Origin of the sequence: Paludibaculum fermentans, assembly GCF_015277775.1 — a bacterium.
In the GTDB taxonomy this organism is placed as follows: Bacteria; Acidobacteriota; Terriglobia; order Bryobacterales; family Bryobacteraceae; genus Paludibaculum; species Paludibaculum fermentans.
The window spans coordinates 351,633-375,467 of the sequence record NZ_CP063849.1 but is presented as its reverse complement, the minus strand read 5'-3'; the positions used below and the strand labels follow the sequence as shown (position 1 = coordinate 375,467).

Genomic DNA, 23,835 nt, shown 5'->3' with positions numbered 1-23,835 from the left:
CTACCCCCGCAGGAACCCGGCGAGCGTGGCGGCGCTGACGGCGAAGGGCCGGGCATCCGCCAACTCACGCGCGGCGAGGGCCATGTTTTGCCGCCGGTCGTCATCGGCCAGCAGTGCGGAGATGGCGGGCCAAAGCTGGTTTCGCTCGTGCTCGCGCAACATCACGCCCACCTGCGGCGTCATCACTTCCCGCGAGCCCTGGTGCTCCAGGCAGACCGCGGGGAGTCCTTCCGAGAGCGCCTCCATCAGCGTGAGGCCGTAGCTCTCGTGGCGCGAAGGGAAGACGTAGAGGTCGGACATGTGAAAGGCCGCCTGTTTGCGCAGCCCGCTCATGTAGCCCGGGAACACGACCTTGACCTGACGCAGGCGGGCGGCCAGTTGCTGCAACCGCTCCATGTGACGCCTGCCGTGCATAAACGCGGGTTCGCCACAGAGGAACAACCACAGCGGACGTTGGGGCAGGCGGCCGTGCCGCTCGGCCTCGATCAACGCCTCCAGGAGGGTGTCCTGGCCCTTCTCCGGAGAGATGCGGCTGAGGCAGAGGAGAACCTGCGCCTCGGCGGGGACGTTGAACTCGCGGCGCAGTCCGGCCGCGGCCTCGCGCGCAGCCTCCTGCGGGCCGAAACGCGGCGGAGCGCCCCAGGGCAGCACATGGATCCTCTCCGGCGGGGTCTCCGGATAGCACTCGAGCAGGATGTCCTTCATGCCTGACGAGGGGACGGCGACGGCGGCGGAATAGCGCAGGCTGGCGCGCTGCTGCGCGAAGATCAGGCGCAGGATCACGGGTGCGACGCGGTCGAGCCGCAGGCTGCGCATCAGCTCCCAGAAACGGGTGAGGCCGCGGGGCGAGATACGGTCCTTCAAATAGATGGCTGAGATGTAGGCAACGACATCGACATGATAGACGGTGACGACGTGGAAGCCAGCCCGCTGAAGGGCGGCGAAGTCGGGGCCCTCGCTGATGTCGTTGACAAGGACTGAGCTGGAGCGGGGGTCGGCGCGCATCACAGCCTGCGTGGATGCGGCGCGGAACGACTCGCAGAAGGCGGCGTACTGGCGCTCGTCGAATTCCACCAACTGGCGGCCCGACGGCGCGTCCGCGCCCAGGATGGCTGGACTGATGAGTTCCACCTGGAAGGGGCGCGTGCGAGCCCATTCGTCCAGCAGCAGGTTCGACACCGCCGCGCCACCGCCCAAGGGGCTGGCCTGGCCGCCAAAGCCGCCATGCGCCGCACAGTAGAGAACGCGTTCGATGGTCACCCGGCGGCTATGACGGCAGTGGTCGCCGCGCTGTCCTGTTGATGAAGCGCCAGAATGTACCAGCACAGGGTGAGTAGCAGGGGGAGGTCCGGCCGCTCCCGGGCCGCCGGTTCGATATCCACGTGCGCGCCGTGCTTGAGCATGCCCTGGTTTTGGAACTTGATCAGCGCGGTGCCGTCTCCCAACATCAGGGCCCACTGGCTACCCCAGAAGCTGGTGGACTTCATGTGAAGCACTTCCCCACCGGGCAGGAAGATCTCGCCCTTCGTACCCATCATGCCGGGCTTGTAATGGGCGACATCCTGCTCCGAGCCGGCAACCCGGGCGGTGACCATGGGCGTCAGGAATCCGGTTCGTTTGAAGGTCCAGGCCTCGTGGGCAGTTTTCGCCTCGGCCAGGGTTCCGAAGACCTTTTTGAATTCCACCGAAGCCAGGACCGAGTCGCCCGACCTCAACTCATAGGCGCGGGCGAAGGCCGAGAGCTGTTTCCACTCAAGGCCGCCGAGCTGGTTGGACTGGATTTGGATCATACTGCAATCCTTTCTCGAACAACTGTACGGCACGCTGGGCGGTAGCGATGGTGATGCCCGCCTGCGCGCAACGGGCCCTCAACCGGCGATTCAGCTCACGGCCGACGGTCCACTGCTGGCTGGGCTGGGTTTTGAGCCGGGCCTTGACCACGACACCCTGCTCAGTGAACTTGTCGACACCCGCAATCTCAATATCGGCCAGGATCAGCCGCTGGAACGTCTCGTCTGAACGCATCTCCTTGCTCACCTCGCGGAACACGTCCATCAGCCGCTGGGGCTCTTCGTCGAAGTCGACCGCCACGTCAAACACAGCATAACTGAACCCCATGGTGAGATTGGTGAACGACTGGATGCCGCCGTTGGCGAGAACGTGGACCGCTCCGTCATAGCCGCGCAGGACCGTCGTGCGCAGCGAGAGCTGCTCCACCGAACCCGACAGGTCGCCGACCTTGACCACGTCGCCGATGCGGATCTGGCCTTCCGTGAGCAGGAAGAAACCGCCGATCCAATCTTTCAGGACACTTTGGGCTGCAAAACCGATGGCCAGGCCGGCGACCCCGGCGCCCGCCAGCAGAGGGCCGACCTCGAAGCCCACTTCGCGCTTGAGGGCCAGCAGGATGGCGAAGGCCCACACCAGGGAGAAGAGGACGCGCCGGGCGATGGTCGTCACCGTATTGGTCTGCTTCGCGCGTTCCAGATCGACTTCGCCGCCGCGTTCCCTGACCAGGTCGGCGGAGACGCGCCCGACGGTGGAGAAGAGTTTACTGAGCAGAAAGTTCAGCAGGGCGGCGCCGCCCAGATAGCCGCCGATGCGCAGGGCGCTGAAGAGGTAGTCATCCAGCCGCTGTACCGGGATGCCGGACAGAAACGAGGTCATGATTCCATGGTAAGCGGAGAGGCGAAAGAGACGTTCGGCGCCGGGCAAAGATTGCCTGGCGGGCGGCGAGTGGGCTTACCTCGTTAAATGAAAGCGCTGGCAGGCCTCGGGCTGCTCTGATAGTCTGTTGTGGATGAAACGCCGCACTTTCCTCCCCGCCGCAGGGCTTAGCGTCGCCGCCATGTCCGCCCAGACAACCTCCCAACCAGGCAAATTAAAGCAATCGGTCTGCCGCTGGTGCTACTCCAAAGTCCCGATCGAGGAACTGGCCGCGGCCTCGGCGAAGATGGGCATCGAGTCGATCGACCTGGTCGATCCCAAGGAGTGGGACGTGGTGAAGAAGCACGGCCTGAAGCTGACGGTCGTGCCGGGCCCCACCACGATTCCGGACGGGCTCAACCGGAAGGAGAGCCACGACGCCATCGAGGCGAAGTTCAAGACCATGGTCGACCAGGCGGTAGCGGCGCAGGCCGTGTCGATCATCGTGTTCTCGGGCAATCGCAAAGGCATGCAGGACGAAGAGGGCGCGGCGAACACGATCATCGGGCTGAACCGCCTGAAGAAGTATGCCGAGGACAAGGGCATCCTGGTGGTGATGGAGCTGTTGAACTCCAAGGTGAACCACAAGGACTATATGTGCGATAAGTCGCAGTGGGGGATTGAAGTGGTGAAGGCAGTGAACTCACCGAACGTGAAACTGCTGTACGACATCTACCACATGCAGATCATGGAAGGCGACGTGATCCGCACCATTCGCGACAACCACCAGTGGTTCGGCCACTATCACACGGGCGGCAATCCCGGACGGAACGAGATCGACGACACGCAGGAACTCAACTACCGGGCGATCACGAAAGCGATCATCGAGACCGGCTTCCAGGGCTACATGGCGCATGAGTTCGTGCCGAAGCGGGAGCCGCTGGTGTCGCTGCGCGAGGCTGTGGATCTCTGCCGGGTGTAGGCCCGTCAAGCCGAACGAAGTAGTCAACGAAACATCCCAACGACGAAGAAGCACGGCCCGGGCGCCGTGCTTTTTCATTGCTTGCAACACCGGGCCAGGTGCCGCGGAAGAGGCTATCTGCGGGACAAAGGACTTTTGCGTCATAATATAAAACAAAGGTCGTGAATCATGTACCACTACAACGCAGGTACAGCGCTAGACGAGTTGAGGGAGGACGCAGTCCTGCCTAACCCCGTCCATGTGCGCGATATGATTCTTCGAACGCAACACACGCCGGAGCAGGCACTGGAATTGAACCGGGCCTTCCTCGCGTATCAGCAGGCCTTTACGGGGGCGCGGGACATCGCAGCCAAACTCCTCGAGGAGCTGGCCGCCGCGACCAACCGGCCGTAATCGCGTAACTCCCTGACGGAGTCTACCCTCACTGTTTTAAACAACCTGCCATCGGGTTGTTACGAACAACTGACACCCGAACTGTACTTTGGGAGCACCAACGAGTTTTATCTATGACCAGCAAGAAGAAAACCACCTCTGAATCGGAAATCGTGAAGGCGGCCGAGACGGCGCCGGCAACGAAGAGCAAAACAGAAAAGAGCAAGGCCACGAAGACCACCGCAGCAGCGAAGTCGTCCGCCGCAACGCACAAGCCCGCGACACGCAAGCCCGTTGCCGCCAAGGCCGCGGTGGCAGCGGCATCCGCCGCAGCGCCAGTTGCCGCAGCAGTGGCCACCCAGGCAGCTCCGGTTGCCAAGGCGGCTTTCGACCCGCGTGCCTACCAGCAGGAGATTGCGACCGAGGCATACTTCCAGTGGGTGAACCGCGGAGGTGGGGATGGCGGCGAGAGGGAAGACTGGCTGCGGGCTGTCGAGATCGTGCGCGCCCGCTACGAATAGCAGTCCGGACATGAATCAGGGGGCTCCTGGTAGAGCGCGTCGATTCTCCGCGCCCACCAAAAGCCCCCTGAAGGTTCGTGCGGTTTACTTGTACTTGCGGAGAACGGCGAGCACGCGTCCTTGCAGTTCGACGCTCTCACCGGGCACAAGAATGGGTTCCATGGCGGCATTGGCCGGCTGAAGCCGTACCATTCCGTCAGTTTGTTTATAGAAGCGTTTCAGAGTAGTTTCAGCACCACCCACCAACGCCACCACAATCTCACCGTCACGCACAATTGGCGCGCGTTCTACTAGTACGTAATCGCCGCTGCAGATATGGTCCTCGATCATCGAGTCCCCCCGAACCTGCAGGGCATAAGTCTCCGCCGAACCTGCAAAGTCGGCGAAGTTGAGCGTTTCGGGCGCCGATACCGATTCAACCGGCAAACCCGCGGCGATACGGCCTAGAAGCGGGACAGACATCCCTCCGCTTTCAGGTCCATGGACGCGCGCGTGCTCAGCGGCCCGGTATTCGGGCGATACCTCAATGGATCGGCTCTCGTTGTAGCGTCTCTTGAGGTAACCCTTTTGTTCTAGAGCGGTGATGTGTTTGTGAACAGTCGCGAGCGAGGCCAACTGCAGGCCAGCCGCGATCTCTTCAAAACTCGGGCTATACCCGTTCCGCTCCGTGTATTCGACGAGGAAGTCTACGACTTCTTTCTGTCTGGGCGTCAGAGCCATACCCACATTCTTCGGCGAACACGGAGCGAAAGTCAAGCGCCCTGAGCAAAAAAGATGAAGATGACTTAATTCATTCCGCACTTTCCAGGCGTCGGACAGGTGCCTCCGGAGGGGCACATGGCCGGTGCGGACTGCTTGGATGCACCCATTTTTGGGGAGAACGTGGAGTGCTCCTTATGCAGGTGCTGCTCTCCGCAGGAGGGGCAGGACAGAGTCTCGTAGTCGGATTCGCGACGGATCAACTTCTCGAACTTGGTCCCGCAGTCTTCGCAGGCGTATTCAAAAATCGGCATGGTTCAACGTTTCCCTTCCTCGAGGATCGCTACAGCGATTTTATCAACGATCGCCCGGATCTCCGAAGTGGGCGCGGTGTAATCGTTCACCAGGATGGAGAACGCGAGCCGCCTGCCGGAATCTTCACCAGCGTATCCAGATAGCGCGGCGACATGGCTGATGGAACCGGTCTTGGCGCGGATGGCGGTCACCTCCTTGAAACCGTGAAAGCGGTTGTTCAAGGTCCCATCCTCTCCTGCGATAGGTAGCAGAGCCCAGAAGGCGTCGCGCAGCGGGCTGTTGTGCATGTAGCGGAGGACGGTGGTGAACGTAGCAGGAGTCGCCAGGGTGCGCCGCGAGAGACCGGAGCCGTCGACGAGGGCGAAGTCCTTACGGTCGACGCCGAGGCCGGTGAGGAACTCGGTCATCTCCTCCTGGGCGGCATCGGCGGTTCCTTCGCTGCGTTTGATGAAGCCGACTTCACGAAGCACGATCTCGGCGTGAAGATTCTGGCTGACCTTATTAACAACCTTAAGGATCTCGATGAGCGGAGGTGAGACGCGCCTGGCGAGTTCGACTCCGGTGGGCGGCTCATAGGGCTGCCCTGGCAGGCGATGGGCGGCACGGACGGAACCGCGGATGGTGACGCCGCGGGCGCGCAGCAGTTCAGCGAAGGCCTGGGCGGCGAAGGCGGCGGGGTCGTCGATGGCGATGAGTTGGGAAGCGGCTCCGCCGTTGGGGGCAGCGGTCCCGCCGATGAGCAGGACCCGGGAGTTGGGCTGGCGGTCGACGGTGATGCTGCGCGGGGCTCCGGTGTGGGTCTTCAGCGTGTTGTGGATGGTGTAGTACTCGACTGGGGGAGTGAGCGAGATCTCCGCCGTCTCGCCGGGCTTTTTGCCGGGCCGGATGTAGAGAAGAAGCGCGTTGTCGTTCAGGGTCAGGGCGCTGACCGGGGCGCCGTATTCCCAGACGGTATCGTCGACGGTCCAGCCGTCGGGATAGGGCGACCAGGGCCAGCGGGTGTCGTCGCCGATGATGTCGCCGTCGATGATGCGGACTCCGGCTTCGACCACTTTGTTCGCCAGTTCGGCGAGGGGCTTGAGCGGGTCGCCTTCAATCGCACCTTTCTTGTATGGAATCTCGCGAGCGGACATGGTTGGGTCACCGCCGCCGACCAGCCGCAGATCGCCGGTGATTTTGCCGTCGGAGTCCGGCGGTTTGGCGGTGAGAATGCGCGTTTCGAAACGGTAGTCGGGTCCGAGGCGGGCGAGGGAGAGGACAGTGGCGAGTAGCTTTGTGTTCGAGGCTGGGGTCATGGGGAGGCCGGCGCTGCGGGCATACACCACCCTGCCAGTGGCAGGCTCGACTACATGGATGCCGAAGACTGCCCGTTGGGCCGCCGGCTCCGAGAGGATCTGATTCACCTTCTCGTCCAGATTCTGGGCGGTGGACGCGACGGAGACGAGCAGGAGGGATGCCGCAAAAGAAGTGGTCCGAAGCATGAGTACTCAGTTTATCCTGAGGTCGTGAAATTCCTTGTGCTGGGAATGCTGGCGGCGGTGACATGGGCAGGGACCGACCCGAAGCCGCAGGCCTCGGACTATCCGGCGCATGGGCGGGCGGCGCGGGCGCAGATTGGCGCGGAGTATCTGTCGCGGACGATCAGCGAAGGGAACGAGTCGTACTACACGGGGATTTACCTGGTGGTAGAGGTGGGCGTCTATCCGGACAAAGGCGTGATGCTGCCGGTGAGTTCGGGCGATTTCCAGTTGCGGATCAACGGGAAGAAGGTGCCGCTGGTGGCACAGACGCCCGGACTTGTGGCGATGGCCATCCGGAACCCGGAATGGGATCGGGGCAATCGGGGGACGGTCGCGGATGTCGGACTGGGCGGTGGAGATATCATCATCGGCAGGCCGCCGCCGATCGAGCGGTTTCCCGGGGATCCGCAAGCCAGGAGAGGGCCGCGTGCGCCGCAGGCTCCGGAACAGAAGGACAAAGTTCCGCCGGACGGGGGCGAAGCAGCGATGCGGTTGGCATTGCCGCAGGTCCAGGCCGAGAGCGGCGTGAGCGGATTGATCTATTTCGCCTACAAATCCAAGCTAAACGACATTCGTCGTTTAGAGCTGCTGTATGAGGGCCCCGCTGGACGACAAGTGTTGGTTTTGCGCTAACCGATAGCTGTCTACCATTTGTGTCATGCTGACGGCATGAAGTTGACGTTCTGGGGAGCGGCCCGTACGGTAACCGGCTCCATGCATCACCTTGCCGTGAGCGGACGGCGCTATCTATTGGACTGCGGCATGTACCAGGGCCGAAGGAAGGAGGCGCGGGAGCGGAACGCGCACTTCCCATTCGCCCCGGCGACCATCGACGCTGTGCTGGTCTCGCACGCGCACATCGACCACACGGGGAATCTGCCCACTTTGGTAAAGGGCGGTTTCACGGGTCCGATTTATGCGACACCGGCCACGGTGGACCTGAGCAAGTCGATGCTGGCCGATTCGGCCCACATCCAGGAAAAGGACGCCCTCTTCGTGGCCAAGCGGCTGTCGCGGCGGCGCAAGCTGGGGCAGGCCGACGACCTGGAAGTGATTGAGCCGCTGTACTCAGTGGAGGATGCGGAGCGGACGCTGGGGTTGTTCAAAGAGGTGACGGAGCACCAGGTGACGGAGGTGGGTCCGGGGCTCACTTATACGGCGTACGACGCGGGGCACATGCTGGGCTCGACCGCGCTGGCGATGGAGCTGCAGGAGAACGGGCACCGCGTGCGGCTGGCGTTCTCAGGGGATGTGGGACGGCCGAACCTGCCGATCATCCGTGATCCGGAGACGATGCCGCCGGTAGATTACTTGATCATGGAGTCCACTTACGGCGACCGACTGCATAAGGACATGGGGTCGGCCAAGGACAAGCTGGCGGATGCGATCAACCGGGTGAGCGAGCGGGGCGGGAAGATCATCGCTCCGGCGTTTGCAGTGGGGCGGACGCAGCAACTGGTGCTGCTGCTGCACGAACTGATGCTGGAGCACCGGATCCCGGGGATCCCGATCTTTGTCGACAGCCCGCTGGCGGTAAACGTGACCGAAGCGTTCCGGAAGCACACCGAGCTGTTCGATGCGGAGACGCAGGCCTTTGTCGACAACGGGCACGATCCGTTTGGATTCAAGCTGCTGCATTACGTACGCGAAGTTTCCGAGTCGAAGGCGCTGAACGATCTGCGCGGGCCGGCGCTGATTCTGTCGGCCTCGGGCATGGCGGAAGCGGGGCGGATTCTGCACCATTTGCGGAACAATATCGAGGATCCGCGCAACATGGTGCTGATTACTGGCTTCCAGGCGGAAAACACGCTGGGCCGCAAGATTGTAGACAAGCAGCCCGAGGTGGCGATCTTCGGTGAGCCGGTGCGGCTGCGGGCCGAAGTGGTGAAGCTGAACGAACTGTCCGGCCACGCCGACCAGAACGAGCTGCTGATGTGGATGAAGCCGATGGTGAAGACGCTGAAGAAGGTCTTCCTGGTCCATGGCGAGCCTCAGCAGGCCGAGGCTTTGGCGAAGATGATCCGAACCTTCTATGACTTGGAAGTAGAGATTCCCCAGCGCGGCCAGTCGTTCGACCTGTAGAGCCTACTTATGGGCCGGGCGGGTATAGACCGTCCGGCCTTCAATCATCACCTGCATGGGTTCGATCTGGCGGATTCCGTCGACCGGGCATTTCAGGTAGTCGCGATCGATGACAACGAGGTCGGCCAGTTTGCCGGTTTCGAGCGACCCTCGGGTCTTCTCGGCAAAGTGCCGGTAGGCGGCCCAGATGGTGTACATGCGGAGGGCCTCCTCGCGGGTGACGCACTGCTCCGGGTGAATGACTTCGCCGCGGATGTTGCGGCGCGTGACGGCGTTCCACATGCCCTGGAAGGGATTGTACGGATTCACGGCGGAGTTCTTGTCGTGGCCGATCATGTGGTCGCTGCCGCCGGCGACGATGATGCCCGCGTTGATGTAGGAGCGCAGGGGGAAGAAGTACTTCATGGCTTCGGCGCCCATGGTTTTCTGCAGGCCGGGCGTGTCGAAGTAGAGCCAGGCAGGCTGCACGTCGGCGAGCACACCCAGGCGCTTCATCTCGGCGATGGCGTGGGGGTTCTGGAAGCTTGCGTGGATGAGATGCGAACGGGTGGGCGCGATGGGTTTGATTTTGTCGAGGGCATCGAGCGCCCCAAGGAAGTTGTCGATGGCTCCGCCGCCCTGGCAGTGGGCGGAGAGGGTCCAGCCTTTGTCGCGGGCGACGCGGAAGATCTCCAGGAGTTTCTCGGCGGTTTCGAAGAGCTGGCCGCGGTCGTCGGGATTGGTCTTGCCGTAGAGCTGGGCTCCGAACTCGCCGTAGGGCTGGCGCTGGAAGGCGGTGCCGATGGTCATGCCGCCGTCGACGTTGACCTTGAAGGCTCCGAAACGAAGCCAGTCGTCGCCGTCGTTGGTTTTGTAGGGGAGCGCCTGGATGTCCCTGCGCAGATCTTCGAGGGGGCGGCCGGCGTCGTAGCGGGCGGTCATGGTGACGCGCAAGGGTAGGCGGTGGGCGGCTTTCAGGTCGCGATAGAGCCCGATCTCTTCGGCGTATACCGCGCCGTCACCGATGGAGGTGAGGCCGGCCTCGACGTAGCGGCGCAGCATGTCTTCCAAAGCGCGGCGCTTCTCGTCGAGGGAGAAGCCTTCGTCCTCCTTTAGACCCTTCAAGAGCTGCTGAGCGTTCTTGATGATGCCGTTGGGTTCGCCGTTGCGGTCGTGGACGATTTCGCCCATGGGCGGGTTGGGCGTGTTGCGGGTGATGCCGCTGATCTTGAGGCCCAGGGAATTGACGATGACGACGTAGCTGGCGTCGAACATCACCGGATGTTCCTTGGCCTCGTCGAGAAGTTCGCGCGTGGGCATGCGCAGTTCGTCGAGACGCGTGGGGAAGGTGCGGGGGACGATGATCCACTGGCCCTTGGGGGTGGTGGCGGCCTTGGCCCGGATGTACTTGCGAATGGTGTCGTAGGTGTCGAAGACGGGCAGCTTGCCGCGGAATTCGCTGAGGCCGGCGCCGAGGGGGTGGACGTGGCTGTCGAAGAGGCCGGGGAGGACCGTGGCTCCGTGAAGGTCGGTCACAACGGTTTTGGGGCCACGCTCAGCGGCAAGGACGGCGGCGTCGGAGCCGAGCATGGCGATGTGTCCGTCGCGGATGGCGATCGCACTCTGGACGGAGAACTTCGCGTCGACGGTGACGATTTTGCCGTTGTGGAGAATGACGTCAGAGTTGGCGGCGAGGACCGGGGACGCCAGGCTGGCGAACAGCAGGCAGGCCGCCCAGGGGCGCAGAGATGCGGGCAGTGTCATGGAATCTTTCTGACCTCGATTTGGAGCGAACCCTAATACTCCGCGCTGGGTCGGGGCGCTGCGGCATTCACGGGGCCGGGTTGGCAGCTTGCGACGTACTCGACGACATTGTACCGACCCGGCGGCCGGCCGCGATGAGGGAACGGGTTCACACCGCAGCCGGCCTCACGGGCGTTACACCGGATCGGGGATCGTCCAAGGGGTCCGGTAATTTCTAGTCTGAAGCCCGGTCGCCTTGGGATCGTTGGCAAAGGCTCCACTCGAGTCAATGCTGAGCTCGCGGCCGACGCGGTAGCTGATGTTCGCGAGATGGCAGAGGTTTGTCGACATGGCGGCGAGCTCGATGCCGGCATGGAGATCAGCGGTTTTCCGATTGCGGACCGCTGCCAGGAAGTTGCCCATGTGCGCCTCGTTGGCTTTGTCTTCGCGGGGGGCGTTCTCTTCCTTCACGAGTTCGCGTTTCTCCCCTTTGAAGACGCGGTAGCCGGCGTCGTCGAGCACCAGGAAGCCCTCACTGCCATAGAAAACGTTGCCGATGGTGTGCGGGGAACCGGAGCGAATGCCAGCTTCGCCGGGTGTGAGGAGTCCGCGGACCTCGAACATGATCTGCGCCTTCTCGTAGCCGAGGGTAGCGAACTGCATGTTGGGGGTTTCCTGGTCGTCTTCGTAAAGGAATTTGCCGCCAGTGGAGACGGCGTGGGTGGGCCAGGTGTCGAGGCCGGCGCCCCAGCGGGCGATGTCCATCTGGTGGACGCCCTGGTTGCCGATGTCGCCGTTGCCGGTGTCCCAGAACCAGTGCCAGTTGTACTTGTAGCGGTTCTCGTTGAAGGGCCGCATGGGCGCGGGTCCGAGGAAGGCATCCCAATTCAAGCCGGGCGGAACGGGTCCGTCAGGCTTGTGTCCGATGGAGAGGCGGCGCTTGAAGCAGAGGCCTTTGGCGAGATGGATCTGGCCGATGGTTCCGGTGTGGAGGAGTTCCATGGCGCGGCGGATGTGGGGCTCACTGCGGCTTTGCGTGCCGACCTGCACCATGCGGTTGTACTTGCGGGCGGCCTGGACCATGCAGGCAGCTTCGTGGATGTTGTGGCTGGCGGGCTTTTCGACGTAGACGTCCTTGCCGGCACGGCAGGCCCAGATGGTTTGGAGGGCGTGCCAGTGGTTCGGGGTGGCCAGGGAGACGGCCTCGATGTCCTTGTCGGCGAGCGCTTCGCGGAGATCGGCGTAGGTCTTGGGTTCGGTGCCGGTGAGGCGTTTGACGAGGGCGGCTCCGCGTTCGCGGGCGGCCTGGTTGACGTCGACGAGGGCGGCGATGCGGGCCTCGGGCAGGGCGGCGTACGACTCCATATGGTCGGTGCCGCGTCCACCCAGGCCGGTGATGGCAACGTTGACGCGATCGTTTGCACCGAGGATGCGTCCGGCGCTGGCCGCCACGGCGGCGGTGGAGAACTGGAGGAAGTGTCTTCTATGAATGGTGGTCACTGATTGTCTCCTGCCTTGCGGCAGTATTCATCGTAGAGCTTGGCAATGTTGGCGGCGGTGGTGTCGCCGGGGTGGACGACGACACGGTAGCGGAAGCGCAGCGTTTCGGCGGGTTTGAGGGTGAGGCTGCCGTCTTTGGTTTTGTCGTTGAGGAAGTCGTGCAGGCCGAAGATGTTCACGGCCATGAGGCCGTAGGCCCGGCTGTGCCAGTAAGTGGGATGGCGCGGATTTCCAGGGTGGTCGAAGATGGCCACGCCCAGTTGTTCGCCCTCGACGGTGCCGAAATCGTCGACCCAATTGGCCTGATGGCCCCAGACGTTCTTCTCCGACTTCGCTCCGGTGGAGCTGATCATTGTACCCCCGGTGTCCTCGGAGAGTTCGCGGCCCAGGCGGACGGAGAAGGAACCTTCCTTGGTGTCTCCGAAGCGGACGGGCGACCCGGCGGCGGTGAGTTGGATGTCGAAGTCGATGATGCGGAGGGACGGGTGGGCGTAGAATGTCATGACACGGTGTTCGCGCAGCACGATGCCGCCCTCGGGGGTGACCCAGCGGAAGGCGGCTTCCAGGATGCCCTCGGTCGTGCCGCCTTGCGTGCGGATGATTTTGTCGAGGAGGATGCGGCCCTGGTGCGCGTCTTTCTGCTCCTGTTCGGAGGCCCAGAAGTTGTAGCCGTTCACGTCGCCGTGGGTGAAGGCGATGCCGCGGTGGTGGGGGTGCTCCCTGTCCTCTCCGGGGACGTCTTCCATCGGGAAGTGACGGGAGACGACTTTGCCGGAGGCGGAGCGGAGCGGGTGGAGATAGGGTTTGTTGTCAGCTTCCTTGAAGAGGAAGTTAGTGAAGGGCTGGTTGTTGATGAGGACCTGGATGGTGTCCGGGGCGGGTCTGGTGAAGGAGACGGAGGGAGTGGAGGGAGTACGTTTGGGTGCCCGCTCCTTAACAGTCGCGGCTCGGTTCGCGGTGGGGTTCGCGGGTCCGCTGGGCGGCTGTTGGGCCGGCAACAAAAGGACCGGGAGGATGCAGGCTAGCAGTGTTTTCGAGTTGGACATGTCTGGTTACTTGTAGACGGTTGCTCCGCCACGATACTCCATTTGATCGCGTTTGCCTGGGGCCGCGACATCCAGGATGGCACGGCCCATGCGCAGGCCGGGGGAATAGGCGCTGACGACACAGCGGCCGACACGGTCTGTTGAGCGCAGGGCGATGCGCGTTAAACCGGCTACACAGTTCCAGGTGAGTCCCGTGGGGTGGCCGGGCCAGGTTTGCGGCAACAGTTCGCCAGGGCCGTAGGAGGTGAAGCTGATGGCATTGGCGGCCGTGGGGACGATGGTGCCGTCCTTGTCGACCACTGCCGCCGTGAGGTAGGCGAGGCTCTCGGGGTCACCGGATTCGATGCGTTCCGTGTCGGAGCGGAGGTCGATGCGGGCGGCGGGTCCGGCGGTCTTGCGCTCGGAAGTGAGGGATCCTGAGACCGCCTTGAGGACGCCGGGTTCGTAGGGCACGTCCCAGAGGAACGGAGGGTGGTCGAGGCCGGGATACGCGACCGGTTCGCGGGCGCCGAGCGAGCGGCCGTTGAGGAAGAGTTCGACACGGGCCTGATTGCTATAGACCTTCACCTTGCGAGTTTTGCCCTCCTCGCCGGGCCAGGTCCAGTGGCCGCAGAGGTGGAGCATGGGTTTGGCGCTCCACTGGCTTTGGAAGAGGTAGAAGACGTCCTTGGGGATGCGCCAGAAGTCGGCCAGGCCGAAGGTGACGAGGTGGGGCGTAATGGGATCGTACTCGTCGCCGTCGTAGTCGAACTGGTGCCAGACGGTACTGCCGGCGATCCAGGGGCGGCGGCCCACTTCGGCGAGGTAGGCTTCGTGTTTGTCGCAGCCGAGGTCTTCGCTCTCCGGACCCATGCCGTAGATGCCGCGGCCGATGGCGTCGACGGTGTACTCCTCGATCATGTAGCGGCGCTCGGGGTGGCGGCTGCGCTCCTTGTCGTTCTCGTCGAACCCGGAATAGAGGCCGACGACATCGAGGGTCTGCTTGATGCTGTCGATGCGCGCATCCTGCATGGTGGCGGGGCGGCTGGGGTCGGTCGCCTTGATCTTGTTGACCAGTTGCTGGACTACGTCGACGTGCTTGGCGGCGGATTCGATTTCACCCTCGAGCCCCCACATGAAGACGGAGGGATTGTTGCGGTCGCGGGCGACCATCTCCTCGATGCCCTTGGCCTGGATGCGATAGTAGCCGCCGTCGTCCTCGACCTCTTCGCCGACGAACATCTCTTCGAGGACGAGGAGGCCAAGGCGGTCGCAGGCTTCCATGACAGCGGGGTCGTGCGGATAGTGGCTGGTGCGGAAGAGATTGCAGCCCATCTCCTTGATGAGCTCCATGTCTTTCACGTGGCGTGAATTGGGCAGGGCGCTGCCGAGACCGGGATAGGACTGGTGCCAGGTGGTGCCGCGCAGTTGGAGGCGGCGGCCGTTGAGGAAAAAGCCCTGTTGGGCGTCGAAGCGGAACCAGCGGAAGCCGATGGGGGCGTCGTGGAGGTCGCCGGGGCCGGCGGGGTCGAGCAACGTGGTGCGGAGTTGGTAGAGATTGGGGCTGTCGGGCGACCAGAGCCGGGGCTGGGCGAGTGTCAGACGTTGGGTGAGGGCGTGGCCCTGCTGCTGCGCAGGGACTGTGGCGGAGGTTTCGACTTTAGCGACTACGAGGCCTTTGGCGTCGAGGATCTCGTGCAGGACCTTCAGGGAGGCGGCGCGGGTGGTGCGGTTGTCGATCCTGGAGTGGACTTCGATTTCGGCGGCGGATTCAGTGACTTTGGGGGTGAGCCAGTAGACTTCGGAGAGATGGATGGGGGCCGTGACGCGCAGCCAGACATCGCGATAGATGCCGCCGTAAAAGGTGAGGTCGGTCTTGACTGTGGGCGCGATGTCCTTGTTGTAGATGTTGTCGACCTTCACCGTCAGAACGTTGCCGGAGGGGCCGAACTTCACGTGCGGGGTGATGTCGAGTTCGAAGCTGGTGTAGCCACCCTCGTGCTTGCCGGCGTAGGCTCCGTTGACCCAGAATTCGCTGACCTGATTGACGCCCTCGAATTCTAGAAAGACGCGCTGGCCGCTGAGCTCCGGTTCCAGTTGGAAGTGCTTGCGGTACCAGCCGATGCCGCGGAAGTAGCCGGGGATTTCATCGCTGCCATCGTGCTGGTTCCAGGTGTGGGGGAGCTGGATGGACGGCCAGGCGGAGTCGTCGTAGGCGGGGGACTTGGCGTTGAGGAAGGGGGGTTCGATGGCGGCGCCGAGGGTGGGGTCGCGCTCCCAGGAGCCGAGGGCTCCGCCACCGTTGACCTGACGCCGGAAGAGCCAACCGGTATTGAAGTTGCGGCGGAGGCGGGGGTGGACGGAGCGGCTCTTGTCTTGGAGGGATTGTGCGGCCTGGGCTGCGGAGGCGGCGGCCAGGGCCAGGAAATGCCTGCGGTTCATTGTTCCTCTCAGCGTGGACTGGATGGAAGAGTGGCGCAACCAGACTGGCTAGGTGCGGGCTTCCGCGCGGTCGATCGGAGAAGGAAGGCTGCAGTTGCAGAATGCTGGCTGCGGCCTTCCGTTTGGGTGCCCGCTCCCTCACGGTCGCGGCTCAATTTCATGGGTGCCCGCTTCCTGATGGTCGCGGTGGTTTCGCGCAGGAAGACCCCAGTTTCGGTTTGTTGGGTGCGGGCTTCCGTTTGGGTGCCCGCTCCCTCACGGTCGCGGCTCAATTCCATGGGTGCGCGCTTCCTGAAGGTCGCGGTGGTTTCGCGCATGAAGACCTCAGTTTCGGTTTGTGGGGTGCGGGCCTCCGTTTGGGTGCCCGCTCCCTGACGGTCGCGGCTCAATTTGGGTCCGGGTTCCATTAGTAGACGAAGCGGAGGCCGAGTTGGCCGTGGCGCGATTGGTTGGCCTGACTGGCTATCGTGCCGAAGGAACTGCTGCCGAAGCTGGTGTTCGGCTGGCTGAAGCGCGGGGTGTTCAGGGCGTTGAAGAACTCGCCGCGAAGCTCGAAGAACCGGCCTTCGCCGACACGAATGATCTTGCCGATGCCCAGGTCGAGATTGCGGATGCCGTCGACGCGGGCGGCGTCGAGGTAGCGCGGCGCGTTGCCGGGCACCTGATCGCCAGGCGCCGAGAAGGCCGCGGTATTGAAGAAGCTGCCGGCGCCATCCACCACTTCGTGAATGCTGTACTGGCTGCGGGGATCGCCGGTGATGTTCGGGCGCTGCACGCCGCCGGTGAGGCGGTTGGTGCGCATCAGGACGGTCATGGGCTGGCCGCTCTGGAGAGTGACGAAGGCGTTCAGTTTCCAGCCTCCGATGACCGCGTCGAGGGCCTTGGGCATGCTGCCACCGAAGCTGCGGCCGTGGCCGACGGGCAGTTCATAGACGGTGGCGATGGCCAGGCGGTGGGGCGTGTCGTTGGCGCTGATGCTCTTCTCAGCGGCGAGGTTGGTGAGGTCCTGCGGCTCGCCTGCGCTGATGCGGCCCACCCAGCGGTTGGCGCCTTCGTCCGAGGTTGATACGAAGTGGGAGAAGGTGTAAGCGCCCGTGAAGGAGACTCCGTGGGAGGCGCGCTTTTCGAAGCGCATCTGAAGGGAGTTATAGAGCGAGCTGGCGGCGAACGGCGGGAAGCCGCCGAAGTAGCCGGGGAACTGCGGGTAGGGGCGCAGGACGTTGATGCGAGCGATGGTCGGGTCGTTATAGATGGAGTCGGGCGAATCGAAGATCGCATTGGGCCCGCTGAAGAGGTACTGGAAGGGATTCGCTACCTGCTGGTTGAGCCCGGCGACGCCGTACTGTTCGCGGGCAGCGCGGGACAGGACGTTGTAGTTCTGCGGATTCTTCTTCCAGGGCAGGTGGGTGCTGCGGTTGGCGGAGTAGCTGGCTTCCACCATGAAGCCGCCGGGCATCTGGCGCTGGACTCCGAGGTTCCACTGGTAGATCTCGGCATTGCGGTTGTCGACGCTGGCGTGGTTGTAGTTGGGGTAACCCCACTCGGCGAGCGCGCCGTAGCGGTTGCCGGGGGGCTGCACGAAGCCCACGGGGAAGGGGTTCTCGATGGTCGCGAACTGGGTGACGCCGCCGTCCTTGGTGCCCTGGATGGAGATGTCGCGCAGCCAGGAGGCTCCGGCGTACTGCCAGTTCGTGGCGTAGCTGAGGCCGTAGTAGATGCCGGCGCCGCCGCGAATGACGGTCTTCTGATCGGGCGAGTAGGCGAAGCCGATGCGCGGGGCGACGTTGTTCTTGTCGATGGTGGAGCGGCGAATATCCTTGCCGGCCATGATGGTGGTACCCATAATCTTGCCCAGCCCCGGCACGACGATGCCGCTGTCGCAGGAGAGGCAGGTGAACTGGCTGCGGTCGTAGCGTTCCGTGTAGGGAGTGCTCCACTCGTAGCGCAGGCCCACGTTGATGGTCAGCTTATTGGTGATGCGCCAGTCGTCCTGGAAGAAGAAGGAGGATTCGCTGGACCGGTTGGCGACGGCCGGGCTGGCGCTGACGGCGCCGGAATCCATGTAGCCGAGCAGCATGGTGGCGACGGCATTGCCTTCCGCATCCGTGTTGGGATCGTAGACGCTTTGGGCGGTGGCGGCGGCGCCGAAGTTCAGCCCGCCTGCCGTATTGGAGGGCTGGAAGAAGGTGTTGAGGAAGATGCGGTAGTCGGCGCCGAACTTCATGTTGTGGCCGCCGGCGATCTTGGTGAGCAGAGAGTTGAAGCTGTACTGCGTGTCGGTCTCAATGGTGTTGGTGCTGACGTCCGCGTTCAGGCCCTGATAGTTGTCCAGGTAGAGGCTGGGGAAGTTCTTCTGGCGGAAGGCAGGGTTGAGGGTCAGGCTGGTGGGGAAGCCGATGGTGTCGGGATCCGCCGAGACGGGCACATGCTGGAAGTTGGCGTAGCGGGTGAAGGTGGCGCGGTTGGTCCACATAAGGGTGGGCCGCGGTGTCCAGGTGTGTTCGAGGGTAACGCCGTCGCTGTTATAGAGGTTGTCGTTGTTCGACAGGAACGGATTGGGCGTGAACTGGTCGGAGCGGCTGCGGCTGTAGCGGCCGGCCATGCGGCTGGTGTCGGAGAAGTAGTGGTCGATCTTGCCGTCCAGCTTGTAGAGGTTGCTCTGGTCGACCAGCTTCGAGGAGTAGTTGTTGGCGCCGGTGGCCGCGTCGCCGGCTGAGGTGGCGGCGGGGTAGAGCGCAATGGCCTTGAGCATCACCGGGTCCATCAGGCTGGCGGGGATGATGTTGCCGGGGAACGGTGCGCGTTTGTAGTCGACGATCTCTCCGCCGCTCATGACGGGGGAGACGCTGCAGGAGGGGCGGCCGGTGGCGTCGGTGGCGCTGGAGTGCACGATGGGGCAGGGATTGAAGATGCCCATCAGGTCGCCGTCGGAGTTGAAGGTCTTGGAGAAATCGCCCTTCTTCTGGAGTTCCGTCGGAACCGTGGTGTTGATGGTGAAGGGCACGTTGTGGCGCAGGCGCTCGAAGTCTGTAAAGAAGAATGACTTCTGGCGCTTGATGGGGCCACCGAGCGAGGCTCCGTACTGGTCGTGGGCATAGGAGCCCTTGCAGCCGTTGTCGGGGCGGGTGGGATCGCCGGGCGGAGGACAGTCGCGGTTGGCGAAGAAGTCGTTGGCGTCCATGCCGGGACGGCGGAAGAAGTACCAGCCGCTGCCGTGAAACTGGTTGGAGCCGGACTTGGTGATCATGCTGATGACGGTGCCGCCGTTGTTGCCGTATTCGGCCGAGAAGCTGTTGGTCTGGACCTTGAATTCCTGGATGGCTTCGACGGTGGGGAGGTAGCCGACGAAGGTGGTGCCGCCTTCCCCGCCCTCGGGGTGACTGGCGATGCCGCCGTCGAGACGGAACTCGGCGGTGGCGTAGCGCTGGCCATTGGAGGAGAACATGGTGCCGCCGAAGTCGGCGACCTTGGTGCCGGTGACTTCGGTGACTCCAGGAGCCAGGAAGGCAAGAGAAGTGACATTGCGGTCGAGCAGAGGCATCTCCACGATGTATTTATTGGAGACTTCCGCGCCCAGCGCGCCACTCACCGTATTGAGGAGGGCGGCATCCGACTTCACCTCGATGGTTTGCGTGGCGGACCCGATCTCCAGCGAGAAGGAGAGGTCGGATTGTTGACCGACACGGAGGATGATGTTGGACTGCGTGCTGGTTTTGAAGCCCTGGGCTTCCACGGAGGCGGAGTAGGTGGAGGGCCTCAAGGCATTGAACGTGTAGCGGCCCACACCGTCGCAAACGGTCTTGCCGGCCACGCCGGTAGCCTGGTCGGTGAGGGTCACTTGAGCGCCCGGGACGGCGGCGCCGCTGGAATCGGTGACGGTGCCCCGCAACAGGGCGCTGTCACTCCCTTGAGCGAAGGCAGGCTGAGTGGCGAAGGTTAACAGGCCAACGGTGCACAGAATGGCGCCGGCGACGAATTGGCGGACTCTTGATTCACGCATTGCATTCTCTCCCAAGTCGGAACAACTCAAACAAGTTCGGGTGTGCGGCCGGTTTGCGGACTGGCCGCCCCAGGATTCAGGGATCAGGTCTGACGCAGACGACCGCCCGAGGGCTTTCGTTTGCTTTCATCTCATGAGAACTCCCCGGACAAGAGCAGCCGGGGAAAAGGCAACGAACCGGGGCGCGCGCAACAGGGCGGCAATCGCAGGACCTGGGGCACGATCCGGGGATATCGGGCGATAGGATAGGTGCCCGGATTCAGAATAGGACAGCAGGTACTGCTCTGTGAATTTCATCCGACAGGAGTCAACTGTACAGCAAACCAGCGTTTTTGTCACGTTTAATTTCGTTTGCTTGCTAAATTTTTGCTTTGAGGCAAAGCAAAGAGAACTTGCCCGGAAGGGACGACGGGTCTAGACTGTCGGCAGGGTGGGAAACACCGCGAGGGGCGGTGGAAGTCGAACGGGTACCGCGGGTTCTACTGGAGGTGTGAAGCGAGGGGCGGTGGGATGAGGGTGCAGAGGGGAATGGGATCAGCAGTAACAGAGGTAAGGGGCGTGCCTGCCCGGCTGATGTTTCGGTGAAGTTGGCAGAAACAAAGGAGTTCTGGCCCGTACTAGAGAGGAGGCCGAGGGGCGATGAGCCCATTTGGGTACCAGGACTCTCAATTCACGCTTGGTGGACCTGCTAGCCCTTTATTTTCAGTGGTTTATAGATTGTAATAGAAATCGAACATGGCTTCCGCAGCACAACAAATCTCGATGACTCAAGCCCTGCCGAGAGGGACTGATCAACTGGTTCAGTTCGTGTACCTGCAGGGACTGGACACGCTGACGACGCTCGCGTTCCTGCTGGCCGGCGCACAGGAGGCAAATCCGTTAGTGCGGACGCTCATCGGCTGGTTCGGAAATCCCCTGATGGGATTGGCAGCCGTGAAGATAGCCGCGCTGATGCTGGGATACTACTGCTGGAACAAAGGCAAAGTGGCGATGCTGCGGAGAGCGAACATGTTCTTCGCGCTGCTGGTCGCATGGAATCTCTTCTGTTTACTGCTGGCGTTGGGCGTGCGATGGAAGGCGTAAGGATGCGGCAGTGTAGCGTCAGCCGTTACCCCACGTCTTCATATAGTATTCGAGCTTGTTAAAAATTCCGGAGATGGGTCCGGTCACTTGGTATGGGATGATTGCCGCCACAGCGACAGCGACAAAACCAGCCAAAAGCGCATACTCCACCAGATCCTGACCTTTGCATCCGCGAGTCGAGGCAGGATGCAAGAGGTCCACGGCCAGTAGCGAGGCCCGTTGGGCCGCACGTTCGATCAGACGCCGCATGGTAGTCCTCCCATGTCTCATGTACTAGATCTATGGTGTCTGAGGGTGCAAACCGCAACAACCCAACAAACTCCGTAGAACGTACTGATTTGTTTCTTAGAACTAGTGAGGTCGCCTCGTATTGCCCTAAGGTGTTCGTTTATCCCGTGTTTGCCCGCAAAAGTCTGCATCTGTTCGGCATACGGCGGACCCCATGGGCTCATCGACTATACTGGGGAGTCACCCGTGCTTCTCAGTATCCTTATCCCGGTTTATAACGAACGGACCGTTGTCGAGCGCAGTCTGCAGCAGGTTTTGGATGCTCCGCTACCGGCGGGCGTGGATCGCGAACTGGTCATTGTTGACGACTGCTCGAAGGATGGGACTTGGGCCATTCTCGAGGGGCTGGCGGCCAAGCACTCCTTAATCCGGTTGTACCGGCATGAGGTGAACCAAGGTAAGGGTGCAGCCGTGCGGACCGCTATTTCCAAGGCCCAGGGCGACTTTTGCCTGATCCAGGACGCAGACCTGGAGTACGACCCGAACGAGTACCCTGCCCTACTGAAGCCGCTGCTGGCTGGGCATGCGGATGCAGTTTTCGGATCCCGCTATATGTCGGGCGAGGCACGGCGGGTGCTGCCGTACTGGCACACGAAGATCAACGAGTTTCTGACCTGGACATCGAACGTGTTTTCGAACATCCATGTGACCGACATGGAGACGTGCTACAAGGTCTTCCGCACGGATCTGTTGAAGTCGATCCCCATCCGGTCGAACCGGTTCGGCTTCGAGCCTGAGATCACGATGAAATGCGCGAAGCGCCAACTGCGCATTTATGAGGTCCCGATCTCGTATCACGGCCGGACCTATGAAGAGGGCAAGAAGATCGGCTGGAAGGACGGCCTGCAGGCGCTGGGCGTGATCCTGAAGTACTGGCTGATCGATGACATCTATGCGGATACGAAGGGCCGCGGGGCGCTGATCAACCTGACGCGCACGCCTGGCTATATCGACTGGATGTCGGGCCTGCTGCGGCCGTACCTGGGCGACACAATTCTGGAGATCGGCGCGGGGTTCGGCACCTTTTCCGGGCGCCTGATGGGGCGGCGGTTGCGGTATGTGGCGGCGGAATCGGATCCGCTGCACCTGCACGCGCTGAGGAACCGTTTTCTGCGCACGCCGAATGTCACGGTCGTCGAGTTGGATCCGAACCGGCGGGCAGCTTTCGACGGGTTTGAGGGCAGTGTGGACTCCGCCATTGCAATCAATGTTCTGGAGGGGTTGCCGCATCCGGAGATCGCGCTCGAAGGCCTGCACCGGGCCCTGAAGCCAGGCGGGCGGCTGCTGTTGCTGGCTCCGCAGGGGAGCAGCATCTACGGCACGGTGGACCAAGCCATGGGGCAGTTCCGGAGATTCGACCAGCGCGAGATCGAGACGTTGCTGCGGGCGGCCGGGTTCAACCTGGAAGCGGTCCGGCAGATCAATAAGTCGGGGAAGCCCGCCTGGTGGCTGGCGAGCAAGGTGTTCAGGCGTACGTCCCTTTCGAAGCTGCCATTGAAGATCTTCGATAAGAACCTTTGGTTGTGGCGTCCGCTGGATCATGTGCTGCCCTGGAAGGGGCTGTCCATGCTGGTTGTCGCCAGAAAGCAGTAAGTCCCATGCGTGCGATCGGCCTGGACTTTGAAAGACGCACCCTCGCGGAGCGTTCCCTGCCGCAACCGCTGGAGCCTCGCGAGGACGAGGTTCTGCTGCGTGTGCATGAGGTCGGGATCTGCGCGACGGATCGCGAGCTGTCGAAATTCCGGTTCGGGCTGCCGCCTGACGGTGAATCGTTCCTGACGTTGGGGCACGAGGCGCTGGCGCAGGTGGAGGTCGGCAACAAGGACTGGGCCAGGGGGTCATGGGTGGCACCGATGATCCGGCGGAGTTGCAGTCCGGCCTGCGACCATTGCGCGCGAGGACGGCGCGATCTATGCCAGACGGGCGAATACCTGGAACGCGGCATCAACCGCGCGCATGGTTACCTGACGCCCTTCACGCTGGATTCCGGCGCCGAACTACTGGCCGTGCCGGAAGGCTTACTGGATGTGGCGGCGCTGGCGGAACCCCTGAGCGTGGTGGAGAAGGCCGTGGAGACCGCCCTGCGCGCGCATCCGATGGAGCCGAGGACGGCTGTGGTCACGGGCGCGGGTCCGGTGGGTATCCTGACAGCGTTGTTGCTGCAGTTGAAGGGGCTGGAGGTGACGGTCTTTTCACTGGAGCCGGAGGATCACCCGCGGGTGCGGTTGCTGCGGAAGGCCGGGCTGGCTTATCTGAGGGACCGCATTCCGGCGCGAGCCGATCTCGTATTTGAGGCGGCCGGCGGGAACCTCAACCTGTTGGAGTGGGTGGCTCCCTGTGGTGTACTGATGCTGATTGGCGCGGGCGAGGAGAACCTGTCGCTGCAGCCGATCCGAATGCTGGTGGACAACCTGACCGTGGCCGGCACAGTGAATGCGGGCCGCGCGCATTTCCAGCAGGCGATTGAAGACCTCGGCCGAATCCAGCGTCCGCTGCTGGCAGCCATGATTGAACGGCGTGACATCGACCAGTGGCGTGATTCTTTCGGTGGCCCGGCCTTGATCCCGAAGATTGTCCATCGACTGGATTGACATCGGTAGCGGGACCGGCCCGGCCATTTCAAGTACACTGGGAAGCG

General features: G+C 62.9%; 20 protein-coding genes. 8 read left to right on the top strand and 12 right to left on the bottom strand.

What is annotated here, in order from left to right:
* Genes IRI77_RS01440 through IRI77_RS01430 form a run of 3 tightly spaced genes read right to left on the bottom strand, consistent with a single transcriptional unit; the run spans position 1 to position 2,667 of the window.
* Positions 1–1,260 (bottom strand): glycosyltransferase family 4 protein, encoded by a 1,260-nt coding sequence (locus IRI77_RS01440; RefSeq protein ID WP_194450315.1) that lies wholly within the window; start codon positions 1,258–1,260, stop codon positions 1–3.
* Positions 1,257–1,790, bottom strand: coding sequence for a hypothetical protein (locus IRI77_RS01435; protein ID WP_194450314.1), 534 nt, complete (start codon positions 1,788–1,790; stop codon positions 1,257–1,259). The genes IRI77_RS01440 and IRI77_RS01435 overlap by 4 nt, the downstream gene beginning before the upstream one ends.
* Positions 1,753–2,667: a mechanosensitive ion channel family protein gene (locus IRI77_RS01430; protein WP_194450313.1), complete on the bottom strand. Its 915-nt coding sequence runs from the start codon at positions 2,665–2,667 to the stop codon at positions 1,753–1,755. The genes IRI77_RS01435 and IRI77_RS01430 overlap by 38 nt, the downstream gene beginning before the upstream one ends.
* Positions 2,668–2,800: 133 nt before the next feature.
* Here IRI77_RS01430 and IRI77_RS01425 point away from each other — a divergent pair, with 133 nt between their 5' ends.
* The 3 genes from IRI77_RS01425 (at position 2,801) to IRI77_RS01415 (ending at position 4,521) form a co-directional block, all read left to right on the top strand.
* On the top strand, positions 2,801–3,628 hold the full coding sequence (locus IRI77_RS01425; RefSeq protein WP_194450312.1) for a hydroxypyruvate isomerase family protein: 828 nt from the start codon (positions 2,801–2,803) through the stop codon (positions 3,626–3,628).
* A 168-nt stretch (positions 3,629–3,796) separates the two neighbouring features.
* The gene (locus IRI77_RS01420; RefSeq protein WP_194450311.1) at positions 3,797–4,021 is read left to right on the top strand and encodes a hypothetical protein; all 225 of its coding nucleotides are present in this window, start codon (positions 3,797–3,799) and stop codon (positions 4,019–4,021) included.
* Positions 4,022–4,134: 113 nt separating this feature from the next.
* Positions 4,135–4,521, top strand: a complete 387-nt coding sequence (locus tag IRI77_RS01415; RefSeq protein ID WP_194450310.1) for a DUF2934 domain-containing protein — start codon at positions 4,135–4,137, stop codon at positions 4,519–4,521.
* An 84-nt stretch (positions 4,522–4,605) separates the two neighbouring features.
* Here IRI77_RS01415 and lexA read toward each other — a convergent pair whose 3' ends face one another.
* The 3 genes from lexA to dacB form a co-directional block, all read right to left on the bottom strand.
* Entirely contained in the window at positions 4,606–5,241 is a 636-nt protein-coding gene (lexA, locus tag IRI77_RS01410; protein WP_194450309.1) for a transcriptional repressor LexA, read from the bottom strand.
* 65 nt (positions 5,242–5,306) lie between these two features.
* On the bottom strand, positions 5,307–5,534 hold the full coding sequence (locus tag IRI77_RS01405) for an FmdB family zinc ribbon protein (RefSeq protein WP_194450308.1): 228 nt from the start codon (positions 5,532–5,534) through the stop codon (positions 5,307–5,309).
* A gap of 3 nt (positions 5,535–5,537) precedes the next feature.
* Complete coding sequence (gene dacB / locus IRI77_RS01400; RefSeq protein ID WP_194450307.1) at positions 5,538–7,016, bottom strand: D-alanyl-D-alanine carboxypeptidase/D-alanyl-D-alanine endopeptidase; 1,479 nt, start codon at positions 7,014–7,016, stop codon at positions 5,538–5,540.
* 24 nt (positions 7,017–7,040) lie between these two features.
* Between dacB and IRI77_RS01395 the strand changes: the two genes are divergently transcribed.
* Both IRI77_RS01395 and IRI77_RS01390 read left to right on the top strand, forming a co-directional pair.
* Positions 7,041–7,688 carry a hypothetical protein gene (locus IRI77_RS01395; protein ID WP_194450306.1) on the top strand — a complete coding sequence of 216 codons (648 nt, stop codon included), beginning with the start codon at positions 7,041–7,043 and terminating at the stop codon, positions 7,686–7,688.
* Positions 7,689–7,769: 81 nt separating this feature from the next.
* Entirely contained in the window at positions 7,770–9,137 is a 1,368-nt protein-coding gene (locus IRI77_RS01390) for an MBL fold metallo-hydrolase RNA specificity domain-containing protein (RefSeq protein WP_228486552.1), read from the top strand.
* 3 nt (positions 9,138–9,140) lie between these two features.
* Here IRI77_RS01390 and IRI77_RS01385 read toward each other — a convergent pair whose 3' ends face one another.
* From IRI77_RS01385 to IRI77_RS01365, 5 genes are all read right to left on the bottom strand, one after another.
* A complete protein-coding gene (locus IRI77_RS01385; protein ID WP_194450304.1) occupies positions 9,141–10,880 on the bottom strand; it encodes an amidohydrolase in 1,740 nt (579 codons plus the stop codon).
* A 174-nt stretch (positions 10,881–11,054) separates the two neighbouring features.
* Positions 11,055–12,359: a Gfo/Idh/MocA family protein gene (locus IRI77_RS01380; protein ID WP_194450303.1), complete on the bottom strand. Its 1,305-nt coding sequence runs from the start codon at positions 12,357–12,359 to the stop codon at positions 11,055–11,057.
* Positions 12,356–13,405, bottom strand: a complete 1,050-nt coding sequence (locus IRI77_RS01375; protein ID WP_194450302.1) for a DUF6807 domain-containing protein — start codon at positions 13,403–13,405, stop codon at positions 12,356–12,358. Before IRI77_RS01375 ends, IRI77_RS01380 begins: the two co-directional genes overlap by 4 nt.
* A gap of 6 nt (positions 13,406–13,411) precedes the next feature.
* Positions 13,412–15,826 (bottom strand): glycoside hydrolase family 2 protein, encoded by a 2,415-nt coding sequence (locus IRI77_RS01370; RefSeq protein ID WP_194450301.1) that lies wholly within the window; start codon positions 15,824–15,826, stop codon positions 13,412–13,414.
* Between the two features lie 406 nt (positions 15,827–16,232).
* On the bottom strand, positions 16,233–19,826 hold the full coding sequence (locus IRI77_RS01365; protein WP_194450300.1) for a TonB-dependent receptor: 3,594 nt from the start codon (positions 19,824–19,826) through the stop codon (positions 16,233–16,235).
* A 735-nt stretch (positions 19,827–20,561) separates the two neighbouring features.
* Between IRI77_RS01365 and IRI77_RS01360 the strand changes: the two genes are divergently transcribed.
* Complete coding sequence (locus IRI77_RS01360) at positions 20,562–20,909, top strand: DUF5658 family protein (protein ID WP_194450299.1); 348 nt, start codon at positions 20,562–20,564, stop codon at positions 20,907–20,909.
* 18 nt (positions 20,910–20,927) lie between these two features.
* Here IRI77_RS01360 and IRI77_RS01355 read toward each other — a convergent pair whose 3' ends face one another.
* Positions 20,928–21,158 (bottom strand): hypothetical protein, encoded by a 231-nt coding sequence (locus tag IRI77_RS01355; protein WP_228486551.1) that lies wholly within the window; start codon positions 21,156–21,158, stop codon positions 20,928–20,930.
* Positions 21,159–21,383: 225 nt separating this feature from the next.
* Here IRI77_RS01355 and IRI77_RS01350 point away from each other — a divergent pair, with 225 nt between their 5' ends.
* On the top strand, positions 21,384–22,790 hold the full coding sequence (locus IRI77_RS01350) for a glycosyltransferase (protein WP_194450298.1): 1,407 nt from the start codon (positions 21,384–21,386) through the stop codon (positions 22,788–22,790).
* 5 nt (positions 22,791–22,795) lie between these two features.
* Positions 22,796–23,788, top strand: a complete 993-nt coding sequence (locus tag IRI77_RS01345; protein WP_194450297.1) for an alcohol dehydrogenase catalytic domain-containing protein — start codon at positions 22,796–22,798, stop codon at positions 23,786–23,788.
* Positions 23,789–23,835 lie beyond the last annotated feature (47 nt).